General features: G+C 34.4%; 31 protein-coding genes and 1 pseudogene. 23 read left to right on the forward strand and 9 right to left on the reverse strand.

Annotated elements, in window-relative coordinates; translation table 11 throughout:
- Window positions 1-110 precede the first annotated feature (110 nt).
- Both NSQ69_RS11225 and NSQ69_RS11230 read left to right on the forward strand, forming a co-directional pair.
- Window positions 111-1466, forward strand: coding sequence for a hemolysin family protein (locus tag NSQ69_RS11225; protein WP_002127238.1), 1356 nt, complete (start codon window positions 111-113; stop codon window positions 1464-1466).
- 143 nt (window positions 1467-1609) lie between these two features.
- The gene (locus tag NSQ69_RS11230; RefSeq protein ID WP_002085816.1) at window positions 1610-3034 is read left to right on the forward strand and encodes an aldehyde dehydrogenase family protein; all 1425 of its coding nucleotides are present in this window, start codon (window positions 1610-1612) and stop codon (window positions 3032-3034) included.
- 120 nt (window positions 3035-3154) lie between these two features.
- On the opposite strand, the gene NSQ69_RS11235 is transcribed toward NSQ69_RS11230, so the two are convergent.
- A complete protein-coding gene (locus NSQ69_RS11235) occupies window positions 3155-3547 on the reverse strand; it encodes a YueI family protein (protein WP_002141658.1) in 393 nt (130 codons plus the stop codon).
- 240 nt (window positions 3548-3787) lie between these two features.
- Between NSQ69_RS11235 and NSQ69_RS11240 the strand changes: the two genes are divergently transcribed.
- Window positions 3788-4921 carry a BA2291 family sporulation histidine kinase gene (locus tag NSQ69_RS11240; RefSeq protein WP_341099243.1) on the forward strand — a complete coding sequence of 378 codons (1134 nt, stop codon included), beginning with the start codon at window positions 3788-3790 and terminating at the stop codon, window positions 4919-4921.
- 33 nt (window positions 4922-4954) lie between these two features.
- Here NSQ69_RS11240 and NSQ69_RS11245 read toward each other — a convergent pair whose 3' ends face one another.
- A complete protein-coding gene (locus NSQ69_RS11245; protein WP_002012659.1) occupies window positions 4955-5704 on the reverse strand; it encodes a DUF4397 domain-containing protein in 750 nt (249 codons plus the stop codon).
- 801 nt (window positions 5705-6505) lie between these two features.
- Here NSQ69_RS11245 and NSQ69_RS11250 point away from each other — a divergent pair.
- The 10 genes from NSQ69_RS11250 (at window position 6506) to NSQ69_RS11295 (ending at window position 16024) form a co-directional block, all read left to right on the forward strand.
- Window positions 6506-7816, forward strand: a complete 1311-nt coding sequence (locus NSQ69_RS11250; RefSeq protein ID WP_002185938.1) for an aspartate aminotransferase family protein — start codon at window positions 6506-6508, stop codon at window positions 7814-7816.
- Window positions 7813-8511 carry an acetate CoA-transferase subunit alpha gene (gene atoD / locus NSQ69_RS11255; RefSeq protein WP_341099245.1) on the forward strand — a complete coding sequence of 233 codons (699 nt, stop codon included), beginning with the start codon at window positions 7813-7815 and terminating at the stop codon, window positions 8509-8511. Before NSQ69_RS11250 ends, atoD begins: the two co-directional genes overlap by 4 nt.
- A complete protein-coding gene (locus NSQ69_RS11260) occupies window positions 8496-9158 on the forward strand; it encodes a CoA transferase subunit B (protein WP_002127246.1) in 663 nt (220 codons plus the stop codon). Before atoD ends, NSQ69_RS11260 begins: the two co-directional genes overlap by 16 nt.
- A 15-nt stretch (window positions 9159-9173) precedes the next feature.
- Entirely contained in the window at window positions 9174-10442 is a 1269-nt protein-coding gene (locus NSQ69_RS11265; RefSeq protein ID WP_002127247.1) for a peptidase, read from the forward strand.
- Window positions 10439-11338 carry a putative beta-lysine N-acetyltransferase gene (gene ablB, locus NSQ69_RS11270; protein ID WP_002127248.1) on the forward strand — a complete coding sequence of 300 codons (900 nt, stop codon included), beginning with the start codon at window positions 10439-10441 and terminating at the stop codon, window positions 11336-11338. The genes NSQ69_RS11265 and ablB overlap by 4 nt, the downstream gene beginning before the upstream one ends.
- A 178-nt stretch (window positions 11339-11516) precedes the next feature.
- A complete protein-coding gene (gene rocR, locus NSQ69_RS11275; RefSeq protein ID WP_088291404.1) occupies window positions 11517-12902 on the forward strand; it encodes an arginine utilization transcriptional regulator RocR in 1386 nt (461 codons plus the stop codon).
- Between the two features lie 210 nt (window positions 12903-13112).
- Complete coding sequence (ablA, locus tag NSQ69_RS11280) at window positions 13113-14531, forward strand: lysine 2,3-aminomutase (RefSeq protein WP_002012651.1); 1419 nt, start codon at window positions 13113-13115, stop codon at window positions 14529-14531.
- Window positions 14528-14800 carry a YokU family protein gene (locus tag NSQ69_RS11285; RefSeq protein WP_002085797.1) on the forward strand — a complete coding sequence of 91 codons (273 nt, stop codon included), beginning with the start codon at window positions 14528-14530 and terminating at the stop codon, window positions 14798-14800. The genes ablA and NSQ69_RS11285 overlap by 4 nt, the downstream gene beginning before the upstream one ends.
- Window positions 14801-14872: 72 nt before the next feature.
- Window positions 14873-15088: a YozE family protein gene (locus NSQ69_RS11290; protein ID WP_002085796.1), complete on the forward strand. Its 216-nt coding sequence runs from the start codon at window positions 14873-14875 to the stop codon at window positions 15086-15088.
- 273 nt (window positions 15089-15361) lie between these two features.
- On the forward strand, window positions 15362-16024 hold the full coding sequence (locus NSQ69_RS11295) for a hypothetical protein (RefSeq protein ID WP_002012647.1): 663 nt from the start codon (window positions 15362-15364) through the stop codon (window positions 16022-16024).
- Between the two features lie 4 nt (window positions 16025-16028).
- On the opposite strand, the gene NSQ69_RS11300 is transcribed toward NSQ69_RS11295, so the two are convergent.
- Window positions 16029-16184, reverse strand: coding sequence for a DUF3930 family protein (locus tag NSQ69_RS11300; RefSeq protein WP_002018281.1), 156 nt, complete (start codon window positions 16182-16184; stop codon window positions 16029-16031).
- A 149-nt stretch (window positions 16185-16333) separates the two neighbouring features.
- Here NSQ69_RS11300 and NSQ69_RS11305 point away from each other — a divergent pair, with 149 nt between their 5' ends.
- From NSQ69_RS11305 to NSQ69_RS11325, 5 genes are all read left to right on the forward strand, one after another.
- Window positions 16334-16513, forward strand: a complete 180-nt coding sequence (locus NSQ69_RS11305; RefSeq protein ID WP_002012644.1) for a YozD family protein — start codon at window positions 16334-16336, stop codon at window positions 16511-16513.
- Between the two features lie 110 nt (window positions 16514-16623).
- A complete protein-coding gene (locus NSQ69_RS11310) occupies window positions 16624-16806 on the forward strand; it encodes a hypothetical protein (RefSeq protein WP_000473368.1) in 183 nt (60 codons plus the stop codon).
- Window positions 16806-17627 carry a serine/threonine protein kinase gene (locus NSQ69_RS11315; protein WP_002127253.1) on the forward strand — a complete coding sequence of 274 codons (822 nt, stop codon included), beginning with the start codon at window positions 16806-16808 and terminating at the stop codon, window positions 17625-17627. Before NSQ69_RS11310 ends, NSQ69_RS11315 begins: the two co-directional genes overlap by 1 nt.
- The gene (locus tag NSQ69_RS11320) at window positions 17609-18364 is read left to right on the forward strand and encodes a sporulation protein (protein ID WP_002127254.1); all 756 of its coding nucleotides are present in this window, start codon (window positions 17609-17611) and stop codon (window positions 18362-18364) included. Before NSQ69_RS11315 ends, NSQ69_RS11320 begins: the two co-directional genes overlap by 19 nt.
- A 77-nt stretch (window positions 18365-18441) precedes the next feature.
- On the forward strand, window positions 18442-19077 hold the full coding sequence (locus tag NSQ69_RS11325; RefSeq protein WP_002127255.1) for a phosphatase PAP2 family protein: 636 nt from the start codon (window positions 18442-18444) through the stop codon (window positions 19075-19077).
- Here NSQ69_RS11325 and NSQ69_RS11330 read toward each other — a convergent pair.
- The 3 genes from NSQ69_RS11330 to NSQ69_RS11340 all read right to left on the reverse strand — a co-directional run bounded on the left by NSQ69_RS11330 (window position 19067) and on the right by NSQ69_RS11340 (window position 21112).
- Window positions 19067-19948, reverse strand: a complete 882-nt coding sequence (locus NSQ69_RS11330; RefSeq protein ID WP_002085782.1) for a cation diffusion facilitator family transporter — start codon at window positions 19946-19948, stop codon at window positions 19067-19069. The genes NSQ69_RS11325 and NSQ69_RS11330 overlap by 11 nt on opposite strands.
- Window positions 19949-20370: 422 nt before the next feature.
- Window positions 20371-20685 carry a thioredoxin family protein gene (locus NSQ69_RS11335; protein WP_002012639.1) on the reverse strand — a complete coding sequence of 105 codons (315 nt, stop codon included), beginning with the start codon at window positions 20683-20685 and terminating at the stop codon, window positions 20371-20373.
- 79 nt (window positions 20686-20764) lie between these two features.
- Complete coding sequence (locus tag NSQ69_RS11340; RefSeq protein ID WP_002127257.1) at window positions 20765-21112, reverse strand: hypothetical protein; 348 nt, start codon at window positions 21110-21112, stop codon at window positions 20765-20767.
- 199 nt (window positions 21113-21311) lie between these two features.
- Between NSQ69_RS11340 and NSQ69_RS11345 the strand changes: the two genes are divergently transcribed.
- Window positions 21312-21467, forward strand: coding sequence for a hypothetical protein (locus NSQ69_RS11345; protein ID WP_002127258.1), 156 nt, complete (start codon window positions 21312-21314; stop codon window positions 21465-21467).
- 6 nt (window positions 21468-21473) lie between these two features.
- On the opposite strand, the gene NSQ69_RS11350 is transcribed toward NSQ69_RS11345, so the two are convergent.
- Window positions 21474-22082: a hypothetical protein gene (locus NSQ69_RS11350; RefSeq protein ID WP_002012636.1), complete on the reverse strand. Its 609-nt coding sequence runs from the start codon at window positions 22080-22082 to the stop codon at window positions 21474-21476.
- A gap of 210 nt (window positions 22083-22292) precedes the next feature.
- Between NSQ69_RS11350 and NSQ69_RS11355 the strand changes: the two are divergent.
- The 3 genes and pseudogenes from NSQ69_RS11355 to NSQ69_RS11365 all read left to right on the forward strand — a co-directional run.
- Window positions 22293-22427: pseudogene (locus NSQ69_RS11355) on the forward strand (YqaJ viral recombinase family protein); the annotation flags it as partial.
- A gap of 133 nt (window positions 22428-22560) precedes the next feature.
- Entirely contained in the window at window positions 22561-22812 is a 252-nt protein-coding gene (locus NSQ69_RS11360) for a DUF3947 family protein (RefSeq protein WP_002127261.1), read from the forward strand.
- A gap of 819 nt (window positions 22813-23631) precedes the next feature.
- On the forward strand, window positions 23632-24207 hold the full coding sequence (locus NSQ69_RS11365; protein WP_002185929.1) for a C1q-like domain-containing protein: 576 nt from the start codon (window positions 23632-23634) through the stop codon (window positions 24205-24207).
- 92 nt (window positions 24208-24299) lie between these two features.
- Here NSQ69_RS11365 and NSQ69_RS11370 read toward each other — a convergent pair whose 3' ends face one another.
- Entirely contained in the window at window positions 24300-24512 is a 213-nt protein-coding gene (locus tag NSQ69_RS11370) for a hypothetical protein (protein ID WP_002012629.1), read from the reverse strand.
- 220 nt (window positions 24513-24732) lie between these two features.
- Here NSQ69_RS11370 and NSQ69_RS11375 point away from each other — a divergent pair, with 220 nt between their 5' ends.
- A complete protein-coding gene (locus tag NSQ69_RS11375; RefSeq protein ID WP_002012628.1) occupies window positions 24733-25236 on the forward strand; it encodes a MepB family protein in 504 nt (167 codons plus the stop codon).
- A gap of 352 nt (window positions 25237-25588) precedes the next feature.
- Here the strand turns inward: NSQ69_RS11375 and NSQ69_RS11380 are convergent, their stop codons facing one another.
- A complete protein-coding gene (locus NSQ69_RS11380) occupies window positions 25589-25783 on the reverse strand; it encodes a hypothetical protein (protein ID WP_002085768.1) in 195 nt (64 codons plus the stop codon).
- Between the last annotated feature and the right edge of the window lie 137 nt (window positions 25784-25920).

Below are 25920 nucleotides of genomic sequence, written 5' to 3' on the forward strand. Positions count from 1 at the left end.
AGGTGGTTACTAATGTAGAATTTTATTAGAGTATAAGAATGCTTACTTCACTTGAATAAATTTAAGTAGGAGGTGGCTTCCTTGCTTACACTGTAAGTAAGGAAAAGTATTTGGACATATATAGTATAAGTATAGTGATTGTTTTAATTGCCTTAACGGCATTTTTCGTTGCAGCAGAATTTGCAATTGTTAAAGTGAGGAGTTCACGAATTGACTATTTAATTGCAAAAGGAAATAATCGTGCAATATCTGTCAAAACAATCATTACAAACTTAGACGAATATTTATCAGCTTGTCAATTAGGAATAACTGTTACAGCTCTTGGGATTGGGTGGTCTGGTAAACCTGCGCTAAAGCACATGTTTGATGTGTTGTTTGCAAATTGGAACGTCCCTACTCAACTCGCAGACATTTTAGCTATAATTTTAGTATTTTTGTTTATCACATTTTTCCATGTGGTAGTAGGAGAGTTAGCTCCAAAAACATTTGCGATTCAAAAAGCAGAACAAGTGAGTTTCTTTGTTGCTAAGCCACTCATTTTGTTTTATCGTATTGCATTCCCATTCATTTGGATTTTAAATGGATCAGCTCGGTTAATTACAAAGTTTCTTGGGTTGAAACCACCAAAAGGGCATGATGAAGTGCATTCAGAAGAAGAATTGCGGTTGTTAGTTTCAGAAAGTTATAAAAATGGTGAGATTAATCAATCTGAATATAAGTATGTGAATAAAATATTTGAATTTGATGATCGTATTGCGAAAGAAATAATGGTACCACGAACAGAGATGAATATTTTAAATAAAGAAATGCCTGCTGAAGAGGCTTTACAAAAAATGTCTCATGAAAAATATACGAGGTATCCGGTTGTTGATGGTGATAAGGACCATGTAATAGGCTTTGTGAATTTTAAAGATATATTTACAGATTTTGTGAAGCACCGAGTTGTTAGTGAAAAGACAGTGGAGCAATATATTAGGCCAATTATTTTAGTTATTGAATCTATCCCGATTCATGATCTATTTTTAAAAATGCAAAGAGAAAGAACACATATCGCTATATTAATTGATGAATATGGTGGTACATCAGGTCTTGTAACCGTTGAAGATATTTTAGAAGAAATTGTAGGGGATATTCAAGATGAGTTCGATACTGATGAACAACCGGAAATCCAACAAGTTAGTGAGACGAAAACGATTTTAGAGGGAAAAGTACTTGTTAGTGAAGTGAACGCATTATTAGGTTTGACTATTGACGACGATGATGTCGATACGATTGGCGGTTGGATCCTAACAAAAAATATTGAGATTTCCGAGGGTGATACCATTGAGATTGAAAATTATAAATTTTGCGTAAAAAAATTAGATGGACACTATATTAAGAGATTAGAAGTAACGAAACCTTCAGAATCGATTGTTATTGTAGGAGATGAAAAAAAGATTTCGCTCCAAGAACAAATTAGTTCGTAAACTCTGCTTTGTAGCAGAGTTTTTTTGAGCAAAATATTTTTTGATGTATTAGGGCTATGATACAATTACACAAGTCAGACCTTTCACTAGGTGAAATAAATGAAGTGTATTATTGTATACATATATTCGGAAGGAGAACCACTATGAAAAAACATTTATATATAAATGGGGTATGGAAATCAGTAGAGACGTATAAACCATTGTATGCACCATATTCTGAAGAAACATTAGCGGAGATTGCGCAAGGTACAGAAGATGACGTTAAGGAAGCAATAGTTTCGGCCAAAAATGCAATGAAAGAAATGAAAAAATTATCCGCATACGACCGTGCAACTATTTTAGAAAAGGTTGCACAAAAAATGGATGAGAGAAGAGAAGAGTTTGCAGAGATTATCGCAAAAGAAGCTGCAAAACCAATTCGTGCTGCACGGGGAGAAGTAGATCGCACTGTTCAAACATATAAGTTTGCAGCTGAAGAAGCGAAGCGAATATATGGTGAGACGTTACCATTAGATGCTGCACCAGGAGCAGGTGGCCGTATAGCGTATACAATTCGACAACCAATCGGGGTTATTGGTGCTATTACACCGTTTAATTTTCCACTTAATTTAGTAGCACATAAGGTAGGCCCAGCAATTGCGGCTGGAAATACTATTGTGCTAAAGCCTGCCGACCAAACGCCACTTTCTTCGTATGCATTGGTAGAATTATTTGAAGAAGCTGGTTTACCAAAGGGAGCTTTCAATATAATTTCTGGACCTGGATCTGTTGTAGGTGAGGCATTAGTAAAAGATGAGAACGTTGCTAGTATTACTTTTACAGGAAGTCCGAAAGTAGGTATTGGAATTAAGGAAAAAGCCGGGTTGAAACGAGTGACGTTAGAATTAGGATCGAACGCTGCAGTAATTATTGATGAAGATGTTGAATTGACAGACGAAATAATTGAACGTGTAAAATGGGGCGCGTTTGTGAATAATGGACAAGTTTGTATTTCAGTACAACGTGTTTTTGTGCATGAACGCAAAATGGAAGAGTTTATTACAAAATTAACGAAAGCAATGGAAAACGTTGTAGTAGGAGACCCGCTTCATGAAGAAACAGATGTATCAGCACTTATTTCAAAAAAAGATGTAGAACGTATAAATTCATGGGTGGAAGAGGCAGTTAAGGAAGGAGCTAATGTTGTATACGGTGGTAACAAACGTGATGCAAGGATTTTTGAACCAACTGTATTAACAAATGTTCCAGATTATGTATCTGTTCAGTGCCAAGAAGTATTTGGTCCACTTATGACTGTAAATACATTTAAAGAATTTGATGAGGCTTTAGAACAAGTAAATAATTCACGTTATGGATTACAAGCAGGTGTATTTACAAACAATCTATGTAAGGCAATGCGTGCAATTGATGAATTAGAAGTCGGTGGTGTCATGATTAATGATATTCCAACGTTCAGAGTAGATCATATGCCTTATGGCGGTGTGAAAGAGAGTGGCACAGGCCGTGAAGGGATTAAATATGCAATAGAAGAAATGACAGAAATGAAATTAGTGTGTATTAAAAAATAAAGTAGATCGAGCTTAAACACCGCAATAAAAAACGAGCAGGAAATGTTTACGATTCCATACTCGTTTTTTATTGTTTGTTTTACGTTTCTCGGAACGATTTCATTTAATCAAGTGTACCTTTTACTTCATTTCTTGTTTGAAAATATCATCTTCGACATAAATATGTTCTTTATCTACAGCAGTGCTATGAGAGAGTACTAAACCGATTGGTGTTTCAGTACCTTTATTTTGAACAATTGTAAAATGAATATTTTTTTCAGTTGCTAATTTAATGTATTTTGATAAATGTGGGTAAGCAATGCTTCCATTTAGGAATAGTTGTAATGATTGAGAAGAACGTATGTTACCCGTTACTTCTGTATACACATTACTTTGCATTACTTGACCGATTGTTAAAGCGATTTCTACGCGCTCACGTAATGTAGTTAAGTACATATTACGTTCTTCTGGTTTGTTTTGCTTTTGGCCATATATGCCTTCTTGGAGATAGTCTTCCACATTTTTATTTACCATATTTTTCACACCTTTCACTTCTTATTGTACGCAAGAATTAAAAAGGATGCAAAAAAAAGTAGTTTTGAACAGGAAAATAATTAAAAAAATGAGAAGAGAAAAGGGATATATGAATAAAACTTATTTAAATAAGAAGGGAAAAATAAATTTTATCAACAGAAATTAACAAAATGTGACAACAATCTATTAACGAAATGTATTTTTTGTGTTAATATTCAAAATATAAAGGGTATTCGTCGTATGGAAATGGAGGGAATGGAGGTTTTTCCAATCGATAAGGATATTAAAGAAGTATTTTGTTCGCACTTGAAAAACAACAGGCACCAATTCGTAGAGAACTGGAAAAACAAAATGATAATTTCCGAAAAAGATCCATTTAAACAAGAGGTAGTTCAAAATGGAGCGAATTTATTAGAGTTAATTATCGAACTTATTATGGAAGATAAAGACATTAATTATCTTCAGCCATTATGTGAGAAAATTGCCATTGAGCGTGCAGGGGCAGATGCGAATATTGGAGATTTTGTTTACAATGCAAATGTGGGAAGAAATGAACTTTTTGAAGCAATGTGCGAATTGGATGTAAGCGCTCGTGAACTGAAACCGATTATGGCCAAAATACATACTTGTTTTGACAAATTAATTTATTATACCGTTTTAAAATACTCAGAAATTATATCGAGAAATTTAGAAGAAAAACAGCAATATATAAATGAAACACATAAAGAAAGGCTTACGATTCTAGGGCAAATGTCGGCTAGTTTTGTGCATGAATTTCGTAATCCGCTAACTTCGATTATGGGATTTGTAAAGTTATTGAAGACAGATCACCCTAATCTATCGTATTTAGATATTATTTCACATGAATTAGATCAATTAAATTTTAGGATTTCGCAATTTTTACTTGTATCGAAAAAAGAAATGTGGAATGAATCTGAACGTTTTTTGGTAAATGACTTATTTCAAGATATTATACAATTCTTATATCCAAGTTTAGTTAATGCAAATGTTTTGATTGAAAAGAATTTGCCGTATCCTATTCCACTCGTTGGTTACCGGAGTGAAGTGAAGCAAGTAGTTTTAAATATTTTAATGAATTCGATTGATGCTCTTGAATCGGTGAAAGAAGAGCGAAAAATTATCATTGATGTATTTGAAGAGGATCAGGCTGTTTGCATTGTTATAAAAAATAATGGACCTATGATTCCAGCAGACAATGTAGAGACTATTTTTGAGCCATTTGTAACTACTAAAAAGCTAGGAACTGGTATTGGACTATTTGTATGTAAACAAATTGTAGAAAAACATAAAGGATCCATATTGTGTCGTTCGGATAACGATTGGACAGAATTTCAAATTACGTTTCAAAAGTAAACAGTCTACACCATGCGAATGGTGTAGACTGTTTTAATTTGTAAGTATAACGGTCTCTAATTTTGGATCCTCAGTTGAATAACCAACTATTGAAATTGTGTAAATTGTATTTGGTTCAACGTTGAATTTTGGAATGGTTAATAGTACTTTTTTTGTATCAGCAAGTGAAACTTCAATATCTGCTGTACCAGGGCTAACTTGTAAAAAATCTGTTATTTGCTTAAAGAGTACATTTTCAAATAAATGATCCCCATCTTTTAAATTTACATTTACAACTGGAGTGTCTGGTGAAAAATGTGCAAACCGTATTTTTGCTTGACCAGATGGTAAATGAGTATTATCAAGAATGGGTTGTAATTGGAGATGATTATCGCTATTGACCGCTGCAAGGGTATAAGTGTGATTCCCCATTATTGGTACTAATGCTGAAAATATTGGAGTTTCGTTTCCGACAGGGACAATATCAATACGGTATTTACCTTGCACTAATGATAAATACGGACTGAATTGTTTAAAAGAAATATTTTTAATAACCTTTTGTCCGTTTATTATAATATCAACTGCTGGTGTATGGGGAGCTGTGTGGAAGATTCTCATATGTGACGGTAAAGTCGCTTCTTGTGAATCTCTCTTTTCATATGCTTGTACAAGTTTTGTAATTGCATCATAGTATTTCATATAGAGTTCTACATATCTTTTAGGATTGCTATATTGATAGTAACGAGCGAGCTGTTCGTAACGTGCAGCTTCTTGGCCGTATTTTTCAATTTCGGATTGAGTCATGAACATTCCTCCTTTATCATCATTACAAATATATGCGAAGCTAGAAAGAGGTTATGCAAAAAACTTGCCTTTCTAGAAGGAAAAGTTAAAATGGGGATTTTTTTATTTATAGGCAAACACACATACAAATCGATAATTGTCCTACATAAATTATAAAGGAAAGGTAGTTTGACTTTGATGGAAGGAGTGGAACCATTGGGATGGGGATATCCCCATAGTTATTGGGAATGAAGTTATGGAGGATTTGGTGCTATAGGCTGTGGGACGAATTATGGATTTGTATTATGAGTATTTCTATTAATTTTAGTGATGCGTTGGATAAGGTAATACCGATAAAAGAGCGTCGTGCCGAACTGATTAATGTGGTTAATCAGTTCTTTTTTTATTGTTCTAAACAGGTGGTACTATTTGTTAAGAAATAGTTATGATAAATGAGGCGAAGTAAAATGTCGAATTTTGTTTGAAAATATGCAATATAAAGTAGGATAATAGGAAGGAGAATAACGGGAGTTCCGTCGAAGTTTACACAATGTCAGCAATTGAGGGAAGTTGATATTATATTAAAAAAATATTCAATTTGCTGTTATCTTAAATCAGGAAGGGGTATTTAAGCGTATAGGTAAGATTGGTCTTCATTTTAAGTTCTGAATTTTCTGTTTTTAAAATAATATTTAGCAGTCATTTGTATATTTTATAATAGTTTTTTGATAAATTCACTGCTTTTGCAGAGGATTCTTTTTTATGAAAGAAACGTCAATTTTCTTCATATACATATACAAATTGGAGAAATGGGGGAGCGCTATGCGCGATTACTTAATTAAACCACTTGTTGGTCAGCCGTATCCGATGATTTCACATGGAAAAGGTGTGTATTTGTATGATCAAAACGGAAATAAATATTTTGATGGTTCGTCTGGAGCGATTACGGCAGGTATTGGACATGGCGTAGCAGAGATAGCAGAAGTTATTAAAAAACAGGCAGAGGAGATCGCTTTCGTTTATAGATCACAGTTTACGAGTGAACCAGCTGAAAAATTAGCGAAGAAGTTAAGTGATTTATCTGTAGGAGATTTGAACTGGAGCTTTTTTGTGAATAGTGGTACGGAAGCAAATGAAACAGCTATGAAAATCGCAATTCAGCATTTTCAGGAGCGTGGCATTCAAGGGAAACATAAAATTTTGTCACGGTGGATGAGCTATCACGGGATTACAATGGGAGCTTTATCTATGTCTGGGCATCCACTGCGCAGACAACGTTTCGTTTCTATTTTGGAAGATTATCCGACTATTCCAGCTCCATACTGTTTTAGATGTCCTGTACAAAAGGTATATCCAACATGTCAACTTTCTTGTGCGACTGAACTAGAAAGAGCGATTGATCGAATTGGTGCAGAACATATTGCAGCTTTTATTGCTGAACCGATTATCGGAGCTGCTGGAGGCGCGGTTGTCCCGCCGAAAGAATACTATAAAGTAATTAAAGATATTTGTAGTCATTACGATATATTATTTATTGCGGATGAAGTAATGACTGGACTTGGTCGTACTGGTGCATGGTTTGCTATGGAGCACTGGGGTGTAGAACCGGATATTATGACCCTTGGTAAGGGGCTAGGAGCGGGTTATACACCAATGGCAGCGACAATAGTAAGTGACCGTGTTATGGAGCCGATTTTACGTGGATCACGTTCTGTAATGAGCGGGCATACGCTTAGTGCAAATCCATTGTCTGCAGCAACGGCTTTAGCAGTTATTGAATATATGGAGAAACATAATTTACCTGAAAAAACAGCAGAAAAGGGAGAGTATTTATTAAAAGGTTTGCAGAAAGTTCAGCAACAATCGACAATCATTGCCGATGTGCGTGGAAAAGGATTGCTAATCGGAATAGAATTGCAACCGTTTACAAAAGCGTCGGAGCTTATTTCAGTTGCTGCTAAAAATGGACTGCTCTTATACCAAGCTGTTTCAGGGCAAGCAGGAAAAGAGGATAGTGCACTGCTTGTTGCACCACCAATGACAACTACATATTCCGAGTTAGATGAATTACTTTCAATTTTTGTAAAGAGCGTGGAAGAGATGATGCAAAAAGGAGGGCATAGTATCGCATGACAACTATTACAAATACATTCGGTAAATTAAAAGAAATAGAGGAAGTAATTTCTTTGTTCCATGATGATATGACATTAATGTTTGGGGGATTTGGAGGAATCGGATCACCTCCATCTTTAATTCAAGCTGTTTTAGATAAAGGCATTACAAATTTAAATTTAATAGGAAATGATACTGGATTTCCTGATGTAGGAATCGGTCGTCTTGTTACGAATGAAAGGGTTAAATCTTTAGTTACTTCTCATATTGGGTCAAATCCAAATGCGGGAAGACAATTAAATGAAGGAAGATTGCAAATTGAATTCTCTCCGCAAGGAACACTCGCAGAGCGTATTCGCGCTGGTGGTGTAGGGCTTGGTGGTATTTTAGTTGATGTTGGTGTTGATACGATTGTAGAAGAAGGAAAGCGTACAGTTGAAATGAATGGAAAGAAATATTTAGTTGAAACAGCTTTAACGGCTGAAGTCGCAATTGTATATGCGAAAAAAGCGGATCCGTTTGGCAATCTTGTATTTGATAAAAGCGCTCGTAATATGAATCCACACGTAGCTATGGCTGGTGACATAACGATTGTAGAAGCAGAAGAAATTGTTCCACTTGGAAGTTTAGATCCAGAAGAAATTGTCGTCCCAGGTGTATTTGTAAATTATATCGTGCCATCGGAAGGAGTGAATTGGAAATGGGTATGGGCGTAGAAGTAAGAGATAAGATTGCAAGACGTGCAGCGAAAGAAATTCAGAATGGTATGCTTGTAAATTTAGGTATTGGAATTCCATCGCTTGTACCGAATCATTTGCCAGAAGATATGAATGTTATGTTTCATGCGGAAAACGGTATTGTTGGTATGGGACCAACGCCAAGTAAAGGGAATGAAGATGAGAATTTATGTAACGCAGCTGGTTTACCAACATCTCTTATTACAGGAGCAAGTTATTTTGATAGCTGCATGGCGTTTGGCATGATTCGAAAAGGATTACTTGATGTTACGATACTTGGTTCGTTACAAGTAAGTGAAAATGGTGATTTAGCGAACTGGATTGTACCAGGAAAACGCGTTCCAGGTATTGGAGGAGCGATGGATTTAGCGCAAAAAGCGAAGCGGGTCGTTGTTGTGATGAATCATGTTGATAAATACGGAAATGCAAAGATTGTTTCGGAATGTACATTGCCATTAACTTCGAAAAAATGTGTAGATTTAATTATTACAGACATGGCTGTCATGGAAGTGACCCAAAGAGGACTTGTCTTACAAGAATTAATGAGTCCATATACTGTAGAAGATGTAAAACGACATACGACAGCTGATTTTCATATAAGCTCAAATTTACTAGTAATTGAATGAGGGGAGTTGTAATATATGGAGCAATTAAAAAAACAAGTTTGTGATTATATTGAGGGTCATGAAGAAGAGAGTGTAAAATTTTTAACACGATTAATTCAAGAAAAGAGCGTATCTGGTGATGAAAGTGGTGCACAGGCAATTGTTATTGAAAAGTTGCGTGAGTTAGGTCTAGATCTTGATATTTGGGAGCCTGCTTTTAAGGAAATGAAAGATCACCCTTATTTCGTATCACCTCGTATAAGTTTTACAGATAGCCCGAACATTGTAGCGACTTTAAAAGGAAGTGGCGAAGGGAAATCTATGATTTTAAACGGGCATATTGATGTCGTGCCAGAAGGGGATGTAAATCAGTGGGACCATCATCCATATAGTGGAGAGAAAATAGGAAACCGCATATATGGACGTGGAACAACAGATATGAAAGGCGGCAATGTCTCACTTATGCTTGCGATGGAAGCGATTATTGAATCTGGTATTGAACTAAAAGGTGATATACATTTTCAAAGTGTAATAGAAGAAGAGAGCGGTGGGGCAGGAACATTAGCCGCTATTTTACGAGGATATAAGGCAGATGGCGTTATTATTCCTGAGCCGACGAATATGAAGTTTTTTCCGAAACAACAAGGATCAATGTGGTTTCGTCTACATATAAAAGGAAAAGCAGCACACGGTGGTACACGTTATGAAGGAGTAAGTGCAATTGAAAAAAGTATGTTTGTTGTAGAGCATTTGAGAAAATTAGAAGAGAAGAGAAATGGTAGAATTACAGATCCGTTATTTAAGGGGATTCCGATTCCAATTCCAATTAACGTTGGGAAAATTGAAGGGGGAAGCTGGCCAAGTTCTGTTCCCGATTCATTAATTTTAGAAGGAAGATGTGGTATTGCGCCGAATGAGACTATAGAGGCAGCAAAAGAAGAGTTTGAGGGCTGGATTGGTGAATTAAAAGATGTGGATAGTTGGTTTGTAAAAAATCCTGTAGAAGTAGAATGGTTTGGGGCTAGATGGGTTCCTGGTGAACTAGAAGAAAATCATCCACTTATTACAACGCTTCAACATAACTTTGTTGAAATCGAAGGGAACGAGCCGATTATAGAAGCTTCGCCATGGGGAACAGATGGAGGTTTGTTCACACAAATAGCTAACGTACCCACGATAGTATTTGGTCCAGGAGAGACGAAAGTAGCACACTATCCAAACGAATATATAGAAGTTGATAAAATGATTGCTGCCGCAAAAATAATTGCATGTACATTACTAGATTGGTGTGAGGTGAAAAAATGAAATACTATGAATCTTTTAGTGAACAGACAAAGCATTATACAGTAGAAGGGGTTTTAGATTATTTTAATAAACGTATTAGAATTGATCACTATACAGGAAATGTTGAAAGCATCATACAAACAATCGATGAATTAGCAAAGAAACATTCTTTCACTAAATGTATTATTAAAGGAAAGGGGGAGCATGTTTCAACATGGCTCTCTTTCGGTTTCTTACTGGAAGCAACAATACCTCATTATTTTCAAGGGCACGATGCGCACTTCTTCGTGAAATATCATAATGATGAAAGACGAAATAGTATTCATTGGACTGAGGAAGATACTATTTTAAGTGGTGTAAAAGAAAAAGAAGTGAAAGAAAAAATAGTCCCAGAGGAATTTGTGTTAAGAAAAGCGACAGAAGAGGATGCGGAAGAATTAGCAATTGTCTTTGGAAAAGTATTTGAAGTTTATCCGACACCTTTAAATGATGGGAATTATGTAAAGCAGACGATGAAGGAAGACGATACAATTTACTATGTTTATGAATTCGAGGGGAAAATTATTAGTACAGCATCTGCTGAAATGAACGTGAAAGAAGGTAATGCAGAATTAACGAATTGTGCTACATTACCTGAATATCGAAAACATGGTTTCATGAAAAGTCTGTTAATTAAATTGGAGGAAGAGCTCCAAGAAAAATCTATTTTTTGTTCTTATACAATTGCTCGCTCGCTATCTTTCGGTATGAATGCAGCCTTTCATCAATTAGGCTATACATATACGGGAAGGCTTGCGAATAATTGCTACATTTTTGATAAGTTGGAAGATATGAATATATGGGTGAAAGATTTATCCAGCTATTCGAAAGCAGTAAGACTCCCGCCTCAAAATTCGGCTGTAAAGCAAAGAAGTTAGGTGGGAGTCGGGTTAATAATAAAGCCCCACTGATTAAAGTTTCACTTAACCATAAATAAGCAATAAAAATATATACACATTTCATCAAAATAATAGAACGGAATCGTCATGCTTATAATCGCACAGAGGGTGCCGAAAATTCGGCGTTGAATTTGCTGGATTTTCGGCAAAAGGGGGGATGACATTGCTAGCAGTTTCGACACAGGAAGTCATTGAAGCGATTTTGGGCAGTATAGATGAGGCCATACATGCAGTAGATGAAAATGGGATTACAATATTTTATAATACAGTTGCTGCAAAACATGATGGATCTAAAATTGAAAATGTGCTAGGAAAGCATTTATTAGAAGCATTCCCGTCATTATCCAGAGAAACAAGTACGTTGATGAAAGTATTAGATACAAAAAAACCAATCGTACACCAAGTTCAACATTACCAAAATTTAAATGGGGAAGACGTTTGTACGGTCAATACAACGTTACCTATTTTAATAGATGGAAATATTGCTGGTGCTGTAGAAATTGCGAAAGATTATTCTACTATTCAAAAGCTTACTGATACGATTGTAGATCTACAATCGAAAATAAAACGATCGACTAGCAAAAAAATGGTGAAAAAGCATGTTGCATTCGAGACAATTGTAACTGATGATTCCCGCTTTAAACAGACGAAAGAGTTAGCACAAAAAGTAGCGCCAACCGATGCGAATGTTTTAATATATGGTGAAACTGGAACGGGGAAAGAGCTATTTGTGCAAGCGATTCATGAAGCTTCTAAACGAAAAAATAAGCCGTTTATTGCACAAAACTGTGCAGCTTTGCCAGAGTCGCTATTAGAAAGTTTGCTGTTTGGCACGACAAAAGGTAGTTATACAGGGGCAATCGAACGAGCAGGATTATTTGAACTTGTAGATGGAGGGACATTATTTTTAGATGAACTGAATTCAATGCCGCTTGATTTACAAGCAAAAATGCTACGTGTATTAGAAGATGGAGTTATTCGTCGCATTGGTGATAATAAGACGAGAAAAGTAGATGTTCGCGTTATTACTGCAATGAATCAGCCTCCAGAAGTATGTTTAAGAGAAAATAAAATTCGCACTGATTTATACTATCGATTAAATGTATTTTCATTATATATCCCGCCGCTTCGCGAAAGAACTGAGGATGTACTGTTATTAGCGTCTTACTTTTTGAAAGAATATAATAAAAGTTATAAAAAAGGTGTACTTCAAATTGATAGGGAAGCGAAAGAAAGATTACAAGCTTATCAATGGCCTGGAAATGTTCGTGAGTTAAAGCATACGATTGAACATGCTGTCATTATTACAGAAGGGAATTCGTTAACAGCAAATTGCTTGCCACGAACATTTCGGAAAGAGAAACTTCCGAAGAAGAAAAGTATATTACCGCTTAGGGAAGCTCTTCATCAAACGGAAAAGGAATTAATAGATCAAGCGTTAATCGAAACGGAAGGGAATATTTTGCAAGCAGCAAAAATGTTAGGTATTCCTCGTCAAACGCTTCAATATAAACTGAGCAAGTACGACAAAACCGCCGAATAATCGGCGGTTTTTGTGTGTTTGCACCAATAAAAGAGCGTTTACATATATAACAAGTAATGAATATGATAGTAAATATCGTTTTAGTACAGCACTTAAAAATATTTATTCTCTTATATAATAGGGTATTTCTCGCATTTACTTATCAAGAATATGAAGTTGGCATAATTATTGCTTATATAAAGGATGAGCGTATAAAAAGGGGGAATAGCAATGTTACATGATGTATACAAACCAAATCGTCACTGGAAGGATATTGAATTATGGAAAGATGTTACAGAAGAACAATGGAATGATTGGGTTTGGCAATTAACGAATACGATCAAAACTTTAGATGATTTAAAGAAAGTAATTAACTTAACACCTGACGAAGAAGAAGGCGTTAAAATTTCAACGAAAACGATCCCGTTAAACATTACACCGTACTATGCTTGGCTAATGAATCCTGATGACCCACGCTGTCCGATTCGGATGCAATCAGTACCGATTTCGGAAGAGTTATATAAAACAAAATATGATTTAGAAGATCCTCTTCATGAAGATGAAGATTCACCAGTTCCAGGATTAACTCATCGTTATCCAGACCGTGTACTATTTTTAGTAACGAATCAATGTTCTATGTATTGTCGTTACTGTACACGTCGTCGTTTTAGTGGACAAATTGGAATGGGCGTACCGAAAAAGCAATTAGATGATGCGATTGCTTATATTAGTGAAACACCACAAGTACGTGACGTTTTAATTTCTGGCGGTGATGGACTTCTAATTAATGATAAAATTTTAGAATATGTATTAAAGAATTTACGAGCAATCCCGCATGTTGAGATTATTCGTATCGGAACGAGAGCACCAGTTGTATTCCCACAGCGTATTACAGAAAACCTGTGTAACATAATTAAAAAATACCATCCAGTATGGTTAAATACTCATTTTAACACTTCTATTGAGATTACAGAAGAATCGAAACTAGCATGTGAAATGCTTGCAAATGCAGGTGTTCCAATTGGAAACCAAGCTGTAATTTTAGCTGGAATTAATGACAGCGTTCCAATTATGAAAAAACTTATGCATGATTTAGTGAAAATTCGTGTTCGTCCATATTACATTTATCAATGTGATTTATCAGAAGGTATCGGTCATTTCCGTGCACCAGTTTCGAAAGGTCTTGAAATTATTGAAGGCTTACGTGGACATACGTCTGGTTATGCAGTACCAACTTTCGTTGTCGATGCACCGGGTGGAGGCGGAAAAATTGCGCTTCAGCCAAACTATTTAATTTCACAAAGTGCGGATAAAGTTGTTCTTCGTAACTTTGAAGGGGTTATTACAACGTATCCAGAACCAGAAAACTATATCCCAGGAAGAGCAGAAGGCTACTTTAAAGAAATTTATCCGACTTATGAAGAGAAACGTTCTGATATCGGCGTTGCAGGATTGATGAGTGATAAGAAATTTAATCTTGTTCCAGATGATTTACAACGTATGAATCGCCGCAAAGATTATGAAGTCAATGAAACGCATGCTTCTTTAAAAGATAAACGTGATAAGCGTGATCAATTAAAAGATAAAAAATATCAAGCACAAATAGCAAAGTTAGATGATGACAAAAAAAATGAGGGTGACGTAGTATGAATTGTATGTGGTGTGACAGTACAGAAGCGAAAGAAAGCTTGAATACTGTATATTGGGAATTACCAGATGGTACGAAAGCCATTGAAATCCAAGAGACACCATGTATTACTTGTTCCTCATGTGGAATGGACTATCAAGCAGACCATACTGTAAAAGAAATTGAAGATCAGTTGTTTTTAATTTATACGAAAGATTTGCCAAAACAACTAACATACGAAGAGTTGATGGGAAGACCACGTTTATTAAAAAGGAATTATTTCGACTTTTAACCAGCTTTTATGCTGGTTTTTTTCTTTTTTGCCTTGTATAATGTACCCAAGTTAGAAAGGTAGGGAATATTTTTGAAAAAGACATTTTACCATTATATGATGAAGCACCGTGCAGCTTTATTTAAAAATGAAATATCAGATTTAGCAGAGGCGATGTATGATGATTTAAGTTTTCCGAAGCAATCTGAAGACTATGATGTAATTAGTTCATACTTAGAGTTAAGTGGAATGCTAGAAAGTATGTCTATATTTGATGATGCATGGGATTTATATATACAAGAGAGATAACGATATGAAGTTTTAGGAAAATGAAAGCATAATGAATACATTACTTTGAAAGAAGTGAAGTATTCATTATGCTTTTTTATTTACAATACGTCTTGCTGTTAGAACATAAATAAAAAGTGAAAGCTAGTTTAAATACTAGCTTTTTTAAGTTATATACAAATTCTACTTTTTTATTGAAAAAATTTATGAATATAAGCTTCTGTGATAAGCGTTTTTATGTAGGTTGCATATACTGTTATCAAAATCACGACGTTTAAAAAAGGAGAGATATTGATGGCAAGGAAAAAACAACCTAAATATAACGTAGGGGACATAGTCGTGATTACGCTATATGGAACCGTTGGGAAAGTTACAAATATGAAAGTTTTAGATGGAGTTTACGTATACGAAGTAAATAATCACGATGGATTTTATGTAGAACAAACTTTGCAGCATGTTACAGAGCAAGAAATGAAAAAGGGCGACACAGAGTGGATTGAATTAAATTATAACTTTACGTTTGGTGATCTCGTGCAAGTAACTGGATATGATAAAGATGTTTTTCGTATTGTTGGTTTTCGTACAGAAGTATGGAGATATAAAAATGATGCATGGGAAGATACTATATATGAATTGTCACGAATTACTGATGGTGAATGGTTAGAAGCTGATGAATCAGATTTAACATTACTTGCCAATGCACAAACGGCAAATGCAATTTTGAAGAAAATGAAACAAGATAAAGCTGGTATGAATAAATTAGATTTAGGAAAATTGAAGTCAATTAACAATTCGAAAAAAGTAAGTGTAAAGACGAATCGCCAAGAAATTATTGATGGGTTATTAGATATTTATAATGATTATCATTTATTATTCGATACATTTAAAGATGAAGAATATAAAATTGTTATGGATGTTGTTCAAAATTATTTAGTTAAATTGACAGAGAAAAAATAGTTAACTAGAAAGAGAGAATAAATTGAACAACAACATATGCAGTATAAGGTATGCCTACAATTATTAAAAAAATAAAAAGCCATTTAATAAGAGAGTCTGCCCATTGATCTTCATGCATGAACTCTTCTTTTGTTTGCTCTACTTCGTATTGGTATTCCATTATTATTTCCCCCTTTGGATAGCTTGTACTAACATCGTATGCCCTTTACCTACATGATATGACTTATAAAAAAAGAAAAACTATTTTTCTAATCTCATATACATAATTTTGAGATTTTTTCATAAAACAGAAATAAAGGAGTGATGCTCATGAAGGAAATTGAAGTCGTAATTGACACGGAAGAGATTGCGGAGTTTTTTTATGAGCGACTAATTGAAAGAGGGTACGTTCCAAAAAGAGAAGAAATTGAGGACCTGGCAGATATTACATTTGAGTATTTATTAGAGAAATGCATGATTGATGAAGTTTTTGATGAAGAGGAAGATTGAAAGTAACGGCGGGCTTAACTCGTCGTTTTTTACTCTTTACAAACTTGTCACAAATATAGACAAGAATTGTTGGTATAATTAAAAGAAAATTTTATACAAGAGGTGAAGGGATGTTCAAAAAAATTATTGATTCTTTATTAGGAAAGAAAAAACATCGTTCGTATTCAAGTAGTGATTATCGTCATAGAGGGCGCTCGTATTCAAGTAGCGACTATAAACGACGTTCATCTGGTTATGGGCATCAGCATTATAAAAGAAAACGTAAAAGCCGTAGCTTCTTTTCAAGTAGCTGATGAAATGGCGTCGTATACTAGCTTTATTTGATAGACCACTGCGAAAAAATACAATCGTTGCAGAGCGTTATAAGATTGAATCAGTAATTGGAATGGGCAGTTATGGGGTTACATATGTCGTTAATGATTTACAAATAAATAAATATAAAGTCTTAAAACAATTAAGGAAAAGTAAACAAAGATATGAGTCTGGTAGAAAATCATTTGAGCAAGAGAAAGTGATTTTACAAACATTAAATCATGCGTCAATTCCTAATCTACATGATCATTTCATATGGGAGAAAAAGAACTTTTTTGTGATGGAGTATATGCCGGGGGAAAATTTCGAAGATCATATTTTCTTAGATGGGCAAGTATATGATGAACGTGAAGTTTTTGAAATTTTATATGAAGTACTAGGAATTGTTTCGTATTTTCATAGTAAAGGTATCATTCACCGAGATTTACGTATTCCAAACATATTAATGAAAGAAAATCAGATTAGTATTATTGATTTTGGATTGGCTAAATTGAAAGGTGAGGGTGATGAGCGTGCTATAACTTATGAAGGTGAACAAGCTTTGATGCGAGAAGTTCACTTTCGTAGCGACTTTTATGCGCTCGGTCATTTCGTATTATTTTTATTGTATGCTAGTTATCAATCGACTGAAAAAAAGGAAAAACCTTGGTATGAAGAGTTAGTGCTGGAAGAATATAATCGCGACATGCTGATGCGAATGTTACAAATGAAAGCGCCATACTATGAAAATGTACAAGATTTGAAAAAAGATGTAGCTTACGCTTTAGAAAGGATGGAGACCCCATGTTTCAAAAGTTTTTAGCAAGTGTTGGTATTGGTAGTGCAAAAGTAGATACCGTTCTTGAAAGAGATGAGTATACAGTTGGAGAAGAGATAGTAGGGAAGGTTCATATAACTGGAGGTTCAGTTAGCCAAGAAATTGAAAGCATTTACTTAACGTTGTCGACGTCATATGTAAGAGAAGTGGATGATAAAAAAGTAACTGCATCGTATGATTTAGAGCGAGTTCGTTTAACAGATCCATTTTCTGTAGAGCCAAATGAAAAAGTGGAAATTCCATTTTCGTTTTTAATGCCAATTGAAGCACCACTAACACTTGGAATGAAAACGGTTTGGGTTCATACAGGTCTTGATATTAAACGTAGTATTGATCCAAGTGACCGTGATTATATTCAAGTATTGCCGAATGCGCTATTGAACAGTGTATTAAATAGTGTAAATCAATTAGGTTTTAAAGCGCGTCATATAGAATGCGAAGAATTACCGTATCGATTACGTAAGCAAGTTCCATTCGCGCAAGAATTTGAGTTTATTCCAGTTTCCGGAGAGTATTATGGGAAATTAGATGAATTAGAATTATTAATTTTGCCAAGTGCCCACGATCGATTAGAAATTATTATGGAAGTAGATAGAAAATCACGTGGATTGGCTGGTTTATTCGCAGAAGCGCTTGATCTTGATGAGAAGGTTATTCGCTTTACAGTAACAAGCGAAGATATTCCAACGATGCAGCAAAAAATTAACAATAATATTTTTTAATAAACTATGCATAAAAAAGAAATGGAGAGGAAAACTAAAACAACCGCTCCATTTTTTTGCATAGTGAGGTTATGTATGTGAAACGATACCGACATTTATACTTGTTAAGTTGTACACTACTCATTTGTTTTGTCGCACTATCACTTTCGTATCATACCGCTTGTATTGAAAAATTTGATAATGTAGTCGCACACTTTATTCAAAGTTTCCGAAACGAGTATTTGACAACCTATTTTACTTGGGTGTCCTTTATCGGTTCAAAAAGAATATATTTCCCGTTACTCATTATACTTGTAATGTATTTTCTTCTTAGAAAAAAAATATTAAGTGCATTACTTCTAACAATTAATTATTACGGATCACGTTATTTGAACAGTATGCTCAAACTATGGTATGAACGAGCACGACCTGATGTGACGCAGCTTGTTACAGCAACTGGATATAGCTTTCCGAGCGGTCATACGATGAATGCTACTGCTTTTTTAGGATTTATTGCATACGTCACAATTACAGAAGATCGTATTTCATTGCATAAAAAGTTGCTGATTATTTTTATAGCAAGCTTCGTTGTATTATCTATTTCAGTTAGCCGAATTTATCTTGGCGTACACTATCCATCTGACATATTAGCCGGATGGGCAGCGGGCGGTAGCTGGCTCGTTTTATGTATTATATTTCATAAGGCGTTCATTAAAAAAGAACCTATGTCATAATAGGTTCTTTTTGCATGGGCTCCACATGAATATGAGCATGGTAAATTCCGAATTTTTTTCGAAGCATATCTTCAATATTGTCAGTAATACAATGGCTTTCGCTAACATCCATTCGAGCATCTACTTCAATTGTAATATCCACATACGTTTGGTTCCCATACATACGAGCACGAATATCTACAATATGTTCTACACCTGAAATATGCCCTATAGCATCAGCGTATTCATCCATTTTTTCAGGATCAATTCCATCCGTTAGCATATGAGAAGCTTCTACGAAAATTTCCCACGCGGTCTTACAAATAATAAGACCGACAAGTAAAGCAGCAATAGGGTCCAAAATAGGCATTTGGAACTGTGCTCCGACTATACCTACTACTGTACCAATACTTACAAGAGCATCTGATAAATTATCTTTTGCAGCAGCCTCTAATGATTTACTTTTTGTTCGCATTGCAATCTTTTTCGTATACTTGTATACACCGTACATAACGACAGCAGAAAATAAAGCCACCCATGCAGCAAGTACATTAGGTGCTGCTTGTTTCGGATTGAAAAACGATTGAATTGCACTAATAACAACTTCTAATCCGACCGTTGCCATAATAAAGGAAGCAACAAGTGATGCGATTTGTTCTGCACGCGAATGCCCATATGGATGATCTGGGTCACGAGGCTTACGAGAAATTTTCAGGCCAATTAATATTGCTAAAGAAGCACCAATATCCGTTAAGTTATTCAAACCGTCAGCACGTAATGCGCTAGAGAGGGTAATATAACTGATGATGATTTTCATAGAGGATAAAAATATGTAGGCTATAATGCTGACAATAGCACCTTTATCAGCTTCTTTATGAGAAAGAGAATCCATTTTAATCACTCGCCTTTCTACAAGGAATTTCTTTCTATACATAGAGTATCAAACGAAACTCGTGTGGGTCTATACAAACATTGTTGACGTTTTATAGCTTTTTAAGAAGGGGATAACAAAGTTTCGTTAAGGAAAAATATGTTGAAAAGTACAAAGTGGAAATTTATTAAACAATTAATGATGATTATGGCAAATGGAAAGAGGGCGAGAATAATGATTCTCAAAATTTTTTTCATATATATTTTTCGCAAAATGACTCTTTGTAATTCCTCATGTGAGTAATATATAAGAAATGATAACAAAATTCTTCAATAAGAAGAGGAGAAAGCATTATAATATTCACTTTCCAGAAAGAGACAAAGGCAAAGAACAATTTGAAAACGAAAAAAACCTCTGATGATTTTTCAGAGGTTTTTCGTTTCTTAGTATGCTTCTAAAAACTCAGTAACTTGCTCTTCCGTTTTTGCATTTGCACTATGTAAGTGACCTAACTTTTCGCCATTTTGATATACAAGTAGGCTTGGAATACCCATTACTTGATACTCTTCAGCAATACTTGGGAACTCATCTTTATTAATAGAATACCATTCAAATTTATTGAACTCTTCCATTACATCTCCGATAAAGTTGTCCATACGCACGCAATCTGGGCACCATGTAGTAAAGAACTTAACAACTACTGGCTCCTCGCTTGCGATGATGTCTTTGAATTCTTGTTCAGCTTTGATTTCTTTCATGTTTTTGACTCCTCTCAATGTCACACGGATAAGCTAGTATTTTTATGCAAAATCCGTGTTTGCAAACATTTTGCAAACATTAGTGTTTTTGAAATAGGTTGTTTGCAAAATCCTCGACTGCTTTTTCTTGTAGGCCTGGTACAACATGTGAGTAGGTGTCCAAGGTGATACCTACTTTTTTATACCCCAATCGTTCACTCACAATCTTCGGATGTATACCTTGCTTTAACATAATCCTCAGAACATGGAACCGAATATCAGGAACCTCACTTTTCTTTATAAGCTTTTTCCAGAGCTGTGTCAAACTTCTGAAACGGCAGACCAAATCGTAGTCATTATAGCTTTCATCATATCGCTCTTTTTCCTCAGAGATTTTTTGCAGATGGTCATTTAGTGCCATTAAAGTAATGTCAGGTAAAATCAGCAATCTTTTTCCATTGTAGACCTAAGATTTCACCTTTACGCATTCCACATGTAATAGCAAGAAGATAAGCGATATAATAACGGTTTTCTTTTGCATGTTCTAAAAAACGAAGATCTTCTTCATCGGTTAAAAAACCAGGGGGTTAACGCTGATTTAGTGGAGAGAGCTCATTATATCACTCTTTCGGAGGAGGTGAGTTAGGATGCGGAAATGGTTAAAGAAACTATTTTCGAAAAAACGCCCACCCTGCATTGTTTGTGAGGAACAAGAAGGTGAGCTTCAATTAAACGAAACTGATAGGATCTGTGAAAATTGTGCCCAAATTATGCATGGAAAAGGTATTGAAAGAGATGAATAGTACTCTTTACATCTTATTCCATATATAACAAAGCTGGTTAGCTTCTGATTCAAGCGCTATTAAATGATCATTATTAATAGAGTTATTCGTATACATTCTGTTCTTTTGGATGTTAAGAACCGTATAATTCACATCGTTATGTTCATTTGAAAATGTCGATTCGTTTAATAATGTCAGCGTTGAGTTGATGTTGTATTTATCAATTCGCTCTTTTTTTCCTTTGAAAAACAGTTTGATAAGATGCGGCTCATCATTAATGAGCAAACCGAGTTCAGGTGATGAGCGGACGATTAAATCATCTGATATCCAATGTGATTTACCTGGATCGAACCAAGAGACGTCTTTGTTTTTAATAAATTTTTTGTACTGTTTTATGACATCAATATAGTTTTGCTTTTTCTTCTGATCAACCGTTTGCACTAATGTTTCGAAACATTCAAAAGGTAGTTCGTTTTGATGAAATTTAATAACAGTATCTCGTAATTGTTTCCAGTAATCAAAAGCTGGTTGGTATTCCGGTTGAGATTTTAGATTTTTTACAAAGTTTGTTTTAGCTGCACTACTTTTCAGTGTGAAGTCTAAAAATTGTGTAAGTCCTACTTTAATTTCTGCCATATTACACCCCCTTTTCAAACATTACTAATTCGATAATGGAAAGGAAAATCCTGCATTTTTTAAGGAGGTGAGCTAGATGCTAGAAAACCCGATATCCATGCACAATAGCTATGGTAAAGCTGATCCACAGGAGTAAGAAGGTATCATGAAAACGTCTATCGATGCCGAAAAGTTACAAGATGCCATAAGTCGATTCCAAGCGTACGGGATTTAAAGGTACAACGCAGAAATGCAATCCTGCAGCATCCTGAATACCCGTGGATGCTTGCAAATGTAGACCGATTGATTGTCGGTGAAAAGATTAGCCTTGAATGCGAAAAATCGCCGGAATATTTCGGGAAAGAGTGAGGGTCAAAAGAAGGAAGGTGAACAAAAACGCTATTTGAATAAAAGCTAGTGGACTAGTTTTTAACACTCACTGAAATTAAGAATCATAACATACTTTGTAATAACTTATATGGAAGTGAGTTGAATAATAATGTTTTATTCATATTTTGATACCCGAGATAGAATGCGTCCGTATGGTACGGCGGGTATTACGTATAGCGGAGCACAAACTACAATTCAAGCTGTTCAACAAGCGTTACAAGCACAGCAGCAAATGCAACAAATACAGCAAGGCATACAACCGTACTATCCATCTATGGAGTATTATTACCCAATGCATCATATTACACCATACGGAATTTCTGTTTCAACAATTCCATATGGAACTGTATACAATTTATAAAAATATGCGGGGGAATAAATTTAAGTATTTATATAAGAGCGCAAGTACAGAGCGCCCTTATAAGAAATGATTCGTATCTAGGGAACAATTATAAAATTTTAGATATTGGAATGAGAATGTTACAACCTCATGAGTTATATGCAACGCAAGGATTCTTAAGTGGGGGATATTATTTTTCCAAAATGAAAGGTGACGATAAGAATGATGAGAGAGGAATTTGGCAAAAATTATTGCCAACCGTCTATAAATTTTGGGTGTTTTACTATAAAAAAATATGAAAAAAGGCCCTGTTGTCTCCAACAGGGCCTTTCCTAAAATGGCAAAGAGTAACTCTTACCTTACTCCTTGTCCATAGAATACACAAAAATTATACGTTTGTACAGGTCAATAATTTACAATAATAATATTTGAATATAATGCTTACAGGTAATTCTGAAGGATGAAAAAGTATTTGCTATAGAGTAAGTGTTGATTTTAAAGTGTTTTTAAGAGAATGTTTACAACTCAACGATAATAAAGGAATATTGAAATAATAAAATATGAAATATTGCATATCTCACTTAACAATATAATCTATTCAATAATAATAAAATCGTACAGAGGAGTTTTTTCTGAAAATCCGAGTTGATGAAACTAGATAATTTGTATTACTGATTTAACCAGAATATTACATGAGTGCTTTGTTTTTAAAAGTTATACTTTCTCTTTGCTCTGCCTTATGGTGGAGCATTTTTATTTTTGTAATCGCAATAACCTGTCCAAACTTTCCAAGTCTAGCATACATATTATGCAGTAGTAGATTAGAAAGGAGCACTATATATGTCTTGTTATTACTATTGTAAGAATTGTGAGAGTTACCAAAAGAAAAATCATGATTGCTGTAAAAAAAGAAGTGATTATTATAATAAGTGCGGTAAAAGATGTGATGACTGTTCTTGCGATCATAAGGAGAATAACCTTGTAAGAGCATCTGCTTTTAGAGCTGTAAATACAGTTAATCAAAACCTTCCAGCTAATACTTTTGTTAAAGTATTATTTCAAAATGAACAATTTGATTTAGCGAACGAATATAACCCAGCAACATCAGATTTTACTCCGAAGACTAGAGGAGTTTATTCCGTAATTGGGACGATTGGTTTCTTTCCGAACGATACAAATTTAAATTATAGAGCGCGTGTAGAAGTTCGAGTGAATGGAAATGCGGCAATTGCTATAGATAACGACTTTTTTGGTCCAATAAATTTCGGTAATGTCGTAAGTGTTTCAACAATACTTCAATTACATGCAGGTGATATTGTCGAGATTTTTGCACAAAGTAGTATAGATGGGGTTCTTAGTAGTACAGAAGACGGTTCTCATTTTGAGGCTGCAAGATTCCCATCTCCAATAAAATAAAAGACATGTTTGTGATTTATGGACTATTTTTTTGAAAAAGGCTCTACCTTATGGTAGGGCCTTTTAGTTAAAGGTGTTAAATTGGTAATATATTAAAATAAGTTCATAAACACTTGATAAGCAACACCTAGAGTTAATACGATAGCTAACAGTTTTGCTACCCATCTCGGTGCATTTAAATTTAGTAAAAGGGAATGACATATACTAAATGTAATGCCGAGTGTTAAAAGAATTGCGATAAGATATAAAATTAATAGGAATAAAGGTTGCTCTATGGAGCCGAAGTCAATTTTGGATGGATTCATGTAATATGTACCTCGTTTTTTATTAATATATTAATGAAATAATGAAGAATACAAGGAATTGGAAGAGTAATGTAATAAATACTATAAAAGTAAATTTGAAGTTATGGATGGAGTAGATAAAATAATCTTTGAACGACTATTCAAAGCCAACATTTGTTTAAGTTTAATATACAAGAACGAATGTTCTTGGTATACTGGAAAATAAAAAAGGTGCGTTTACATGACAAATTTTAGTAATATAATTGAAAAACTAGATGAAATGATTTACAAACCTAATAATCTATTAATTACTAAACGAAAAGAAGAAAAGCAAAATTCAGAATATGCAGGAGGGGTATTCCAGCTAAATAATAGAAGCATCCGATTTAGGGTATCAAAAATTACGCCTAATAAGATTGGACAATTTGTTTCTTTTTGGGAGAAGAATGCCTCTATGAGCAATCAGGCATTTTCTTATGATTCAGCTCCTAACCTTTTAGTTATCACTTGTATAGCGGATAATAAACTAGGACAATTTATTTTTCCAAAAGAGATTCTTCTAAAAGAAAAAATATTAAAAACTCAAAATCAAAAAGGGAAAATGGCTATGAGGGTTTACCCTATTTGGGATAAACCTATTAGTAATCAAGCTAAGAAGAGTCAATTGTGGCAACTTCATTATTTTGTCGATTTAAGTGATACTGAAAATGTAGCTACAGATAAATTATTAAACTTATATTCATAGCACATAATAAGAAAGAATTGAAATATTCAATGTTCGTTCAGATGATATTTGGAAATATTAACAGGGTAAGCCGTTAAGTAAAGAATAAAAAAGGAGCATACAAATAAAGTATGCTCAAAAAAAGATAGGTTTTATGAGTGGAGAATCTCCATACGATAATATATGCGCATTTCATTAATATGTGTAAAATATCAATAAAATATCAACAGAATATCAATTAATGAGTTATTTTAGTTTTTTAATGAAGTCATGTTTTGTGAAATGAAAAAGAGCCGTTTCTTTTGAAAGATGCGGCTCTTTTTATTATTTTGTTATCGTACTGTTCGAAATGATAAATCATAAAATTATACGATTAACAATTTGATAATGATCGGACTTCAGTTATATATTTCTTGAAGTCTGGATATTGAGATACAGTTTGGCAGGTAGGGGTGAGTAGTTGATTAATTAAAGATACATTTGTAATTACTTCGTTACAAGGACCATAGAATGTAACTTTTAGCTTTGAATTCGGGGGAACTTTGAATACGATAGGGATTTTTTTCATTAAATAAACTCCTTACATAACAGAGGTTATATGTTTATTTCCTTTTAATTAGGAAGACATATTAATATAATATGTAATTTTTATTGTAGTTGATTATTACATATACTGTATGAGTTGATGTAATTTCTATTACGTAT

The sequence above is a fragment of the Bacillus sp. FSL R10-2201 genome, assembly GCF_038008665.1.
GTDB classification, from domain to species: Bacteria; Bacillota; Bacilli; order Bacillales; family Bacillaceae_G; genus Bacillus_A; species Bacillus_A mycoides.

What these genes read in the sequence shown, in the direction of transcription:
- NSQ69_RS11240 (WP_341099243.1), top strand. Translation starts at nt 3,788, where the DNA reads ATGGAAATGGAGGGAATGGAGGTTTTTCCAATCGATAAGGATATTAAA.
- NSQ69_RS11370 (WP_002012629.1), bottom strand. Translation starts at nt 24,512, where the DNA reads ATGAATCCATCCAAAATTGACTTCGGCTCCATAGAGCAACCTTTATTC.
- NSQ69_RS11300 (WP_002018281.1), bottom strand. Translation starts at nt 16,184, where the DNA reads ATGGAATACCAATACGAAGTAGAGCAAACAAAAGAAGAGTTCATGCAT.
- NSQ69_RS11260 (WP_002127246.1), top strand. Translation starts at nt 8,496, where the DNA reads ATGGGTATGGGCGTAGAAGTAAGAGATAAGATTGCAAGACGTGCAGCG.
- NSQ69_RS11380 (WP_002085768.1), bottom strand. Translation starts at nt 25,783, where the DNA reads ATGAAAAAAATCCCTATCGTATTCAAAGTTCCCCCGAATTCAAAGCTA.
- NSQ69_RS11310 (WP_000473368.1), top strand. Translation starts at nt 16,624, where the DNA reads ATGTTCAAAAAAATTATTGATTCTTTATTAGGAAAGAAAAAACATCGT.
- ablA (WP_002012651.1), top strand. Translation starts at nt 13,113, where the DNA reads ATGTTACATGATGTATACAAACCAAATCGTCACTGGAAGGATATTGAA.
- NSQ69_RS11315 (WP_002127253.1), top strand. Translation starts at nt 16,806, where the DNA reads ATGAAATGGCGTCGTATACTAGCTTTATTTGATAGACCACTGCGAAAA.
- NSQ69_RS11335 (WP_002012639.1), bottom strand. Translation starts at nt 20,685, where the DNA reads ATGAAAGAAATCAAAGCTGAACAAGAATTCAAAGACATCATCGCAAGC.
- NSQ69_RS11365 (WP_002185929.1), top strand. Translation starts at nt 23,632, where the DNA reads ATGTCTTGTTATTACTATTGTAAGAATTGTGAGAGTTACCAAAAGAAA.
- NSQ69_RS11375 (WP_002012628.1), top strand. Translation starts at nt 24,733, where the DNA reads ATGACAAATTTTAGTAATATAATTGAAAAACTAGATGAAATGATTTAC.
- NSQ69_RS11330 (WP_002085782.1), bottom strand. Translation starts at nt 19,948, where the DNA reads ATGGATTCTCTTTCTCATAAAGAAGCTGATAAAGGTGCTATTGTCAGC.
- NSQ69_RS11285 (WP_002085797.1), top strand. Translation starts at nt 14,528, where the DNA reads ATGAATTGTATGTGGTGTGACAGTACAGAAGCGAAAGAAAGCTTGAAT.
- rocR (WP_088291404.1), top strand. Translation starts at nt 11,517, where the DNA reads ATGACATTGCTAGCAGTTTCGACACAGGAAGTCATTGAAGCGATTTTG.
- NSQ69_RS11345 (WP_002127258.1), top strand. Translation starts at nt 21,312, where the DNA reads ATGCGGAAATGGTTAAAGAAACTATTTTCGAAAAAACGCCCACCCTGC.
- NSQ69_RS11305 (WP_002012644.1), top strand. Translation starts at nt 16,334, where the DNA reads ATGAAGGAAATTGAAGTCGTAATTGACACGGAAGAGATTGCGGAGTTT.
- NSQ69_RS11250 (WP_002185938.1), top strand. Translation starts at nt 6,506, where the DNA reads ATGCGCGATTACTTAATTAAACCACTTGTTGGTCAGCCGTATCCGATG.
- NSQ69_RS11235 (WP_002141658.1), bottom strand. Translation starts at nt 3,547, where the DNA reads ATGGTAAATAAAAATGTGGAAGACTATCTCCAAGAAGGCATATATGGC.
- NSQ69_RS11265 (WP_002127247.1), top strand. Translation starts at nt 9,174, where the DNA reads ATGGAGCAATTAAAAAAACAAGTTTGTGATTATATTGAGGGTCATGAA.
- NSQ69_RS11360 (WP_002127261.1), top strand. Translation starts at nt 22,561, where the DNA reads ATGTTTTATTCATATTTTGATACCCGAGATAGAATGCGTCCGTATGGT.
- ablB (WP_002127248.1), top strand. Translation starts at nt 10,439, where the DNA reads ATGAAATACTATGAATCTTTTAGTGAACAGACAAAGCATTATACAGTA.
- NSQ69_RS11320 (WP_002127254.1), top strand. Translation starts at nt 17,609, where the DNA reads ATGTTTCAAAAGTTTTTAGCAAGTGTTGGTATTGGTAGTGCAAAAGTA.
- NSQ69_RS11230 (WP_002085816.1), top strand. Translation starts at nt 1,610, where the DNA reads ATGAAAAAACATTTATATATAAATGGGGTATGGAAATCAGTAGAGACG.
- NSQ69_RS11350 (WP_002012636.1), bottom strand. Translation starts at nt 22,082, where the DNA reads ATGGCAGAAATTAAAGTAGGACTTACACAATTTTTAGACTTCACACTG.
- NSQ69_RS11295 (WP_002012647.1), top strand. Translation starts at nt 15,362, where the DNA reads ATGGCAAGGAAAAAACAACCTAAATATAACGTAGGGGACATAGTCGTG.
- atoD (WP_341099245.1), top strand. Translation starts at nt 7,813, where the DNA reads ATGACAACTATTACAAATACATTCGGTAAATTAAAAGAAATAGAGGAA.
- NSQ69_RS11245 (WP_002012659.1), bottom strand. Translation starts at nt 5,704, where the DNA reads ATGACTCAATCCGAAATTGAAAAATACGGCCAAGAAGCTGCACGTTAC.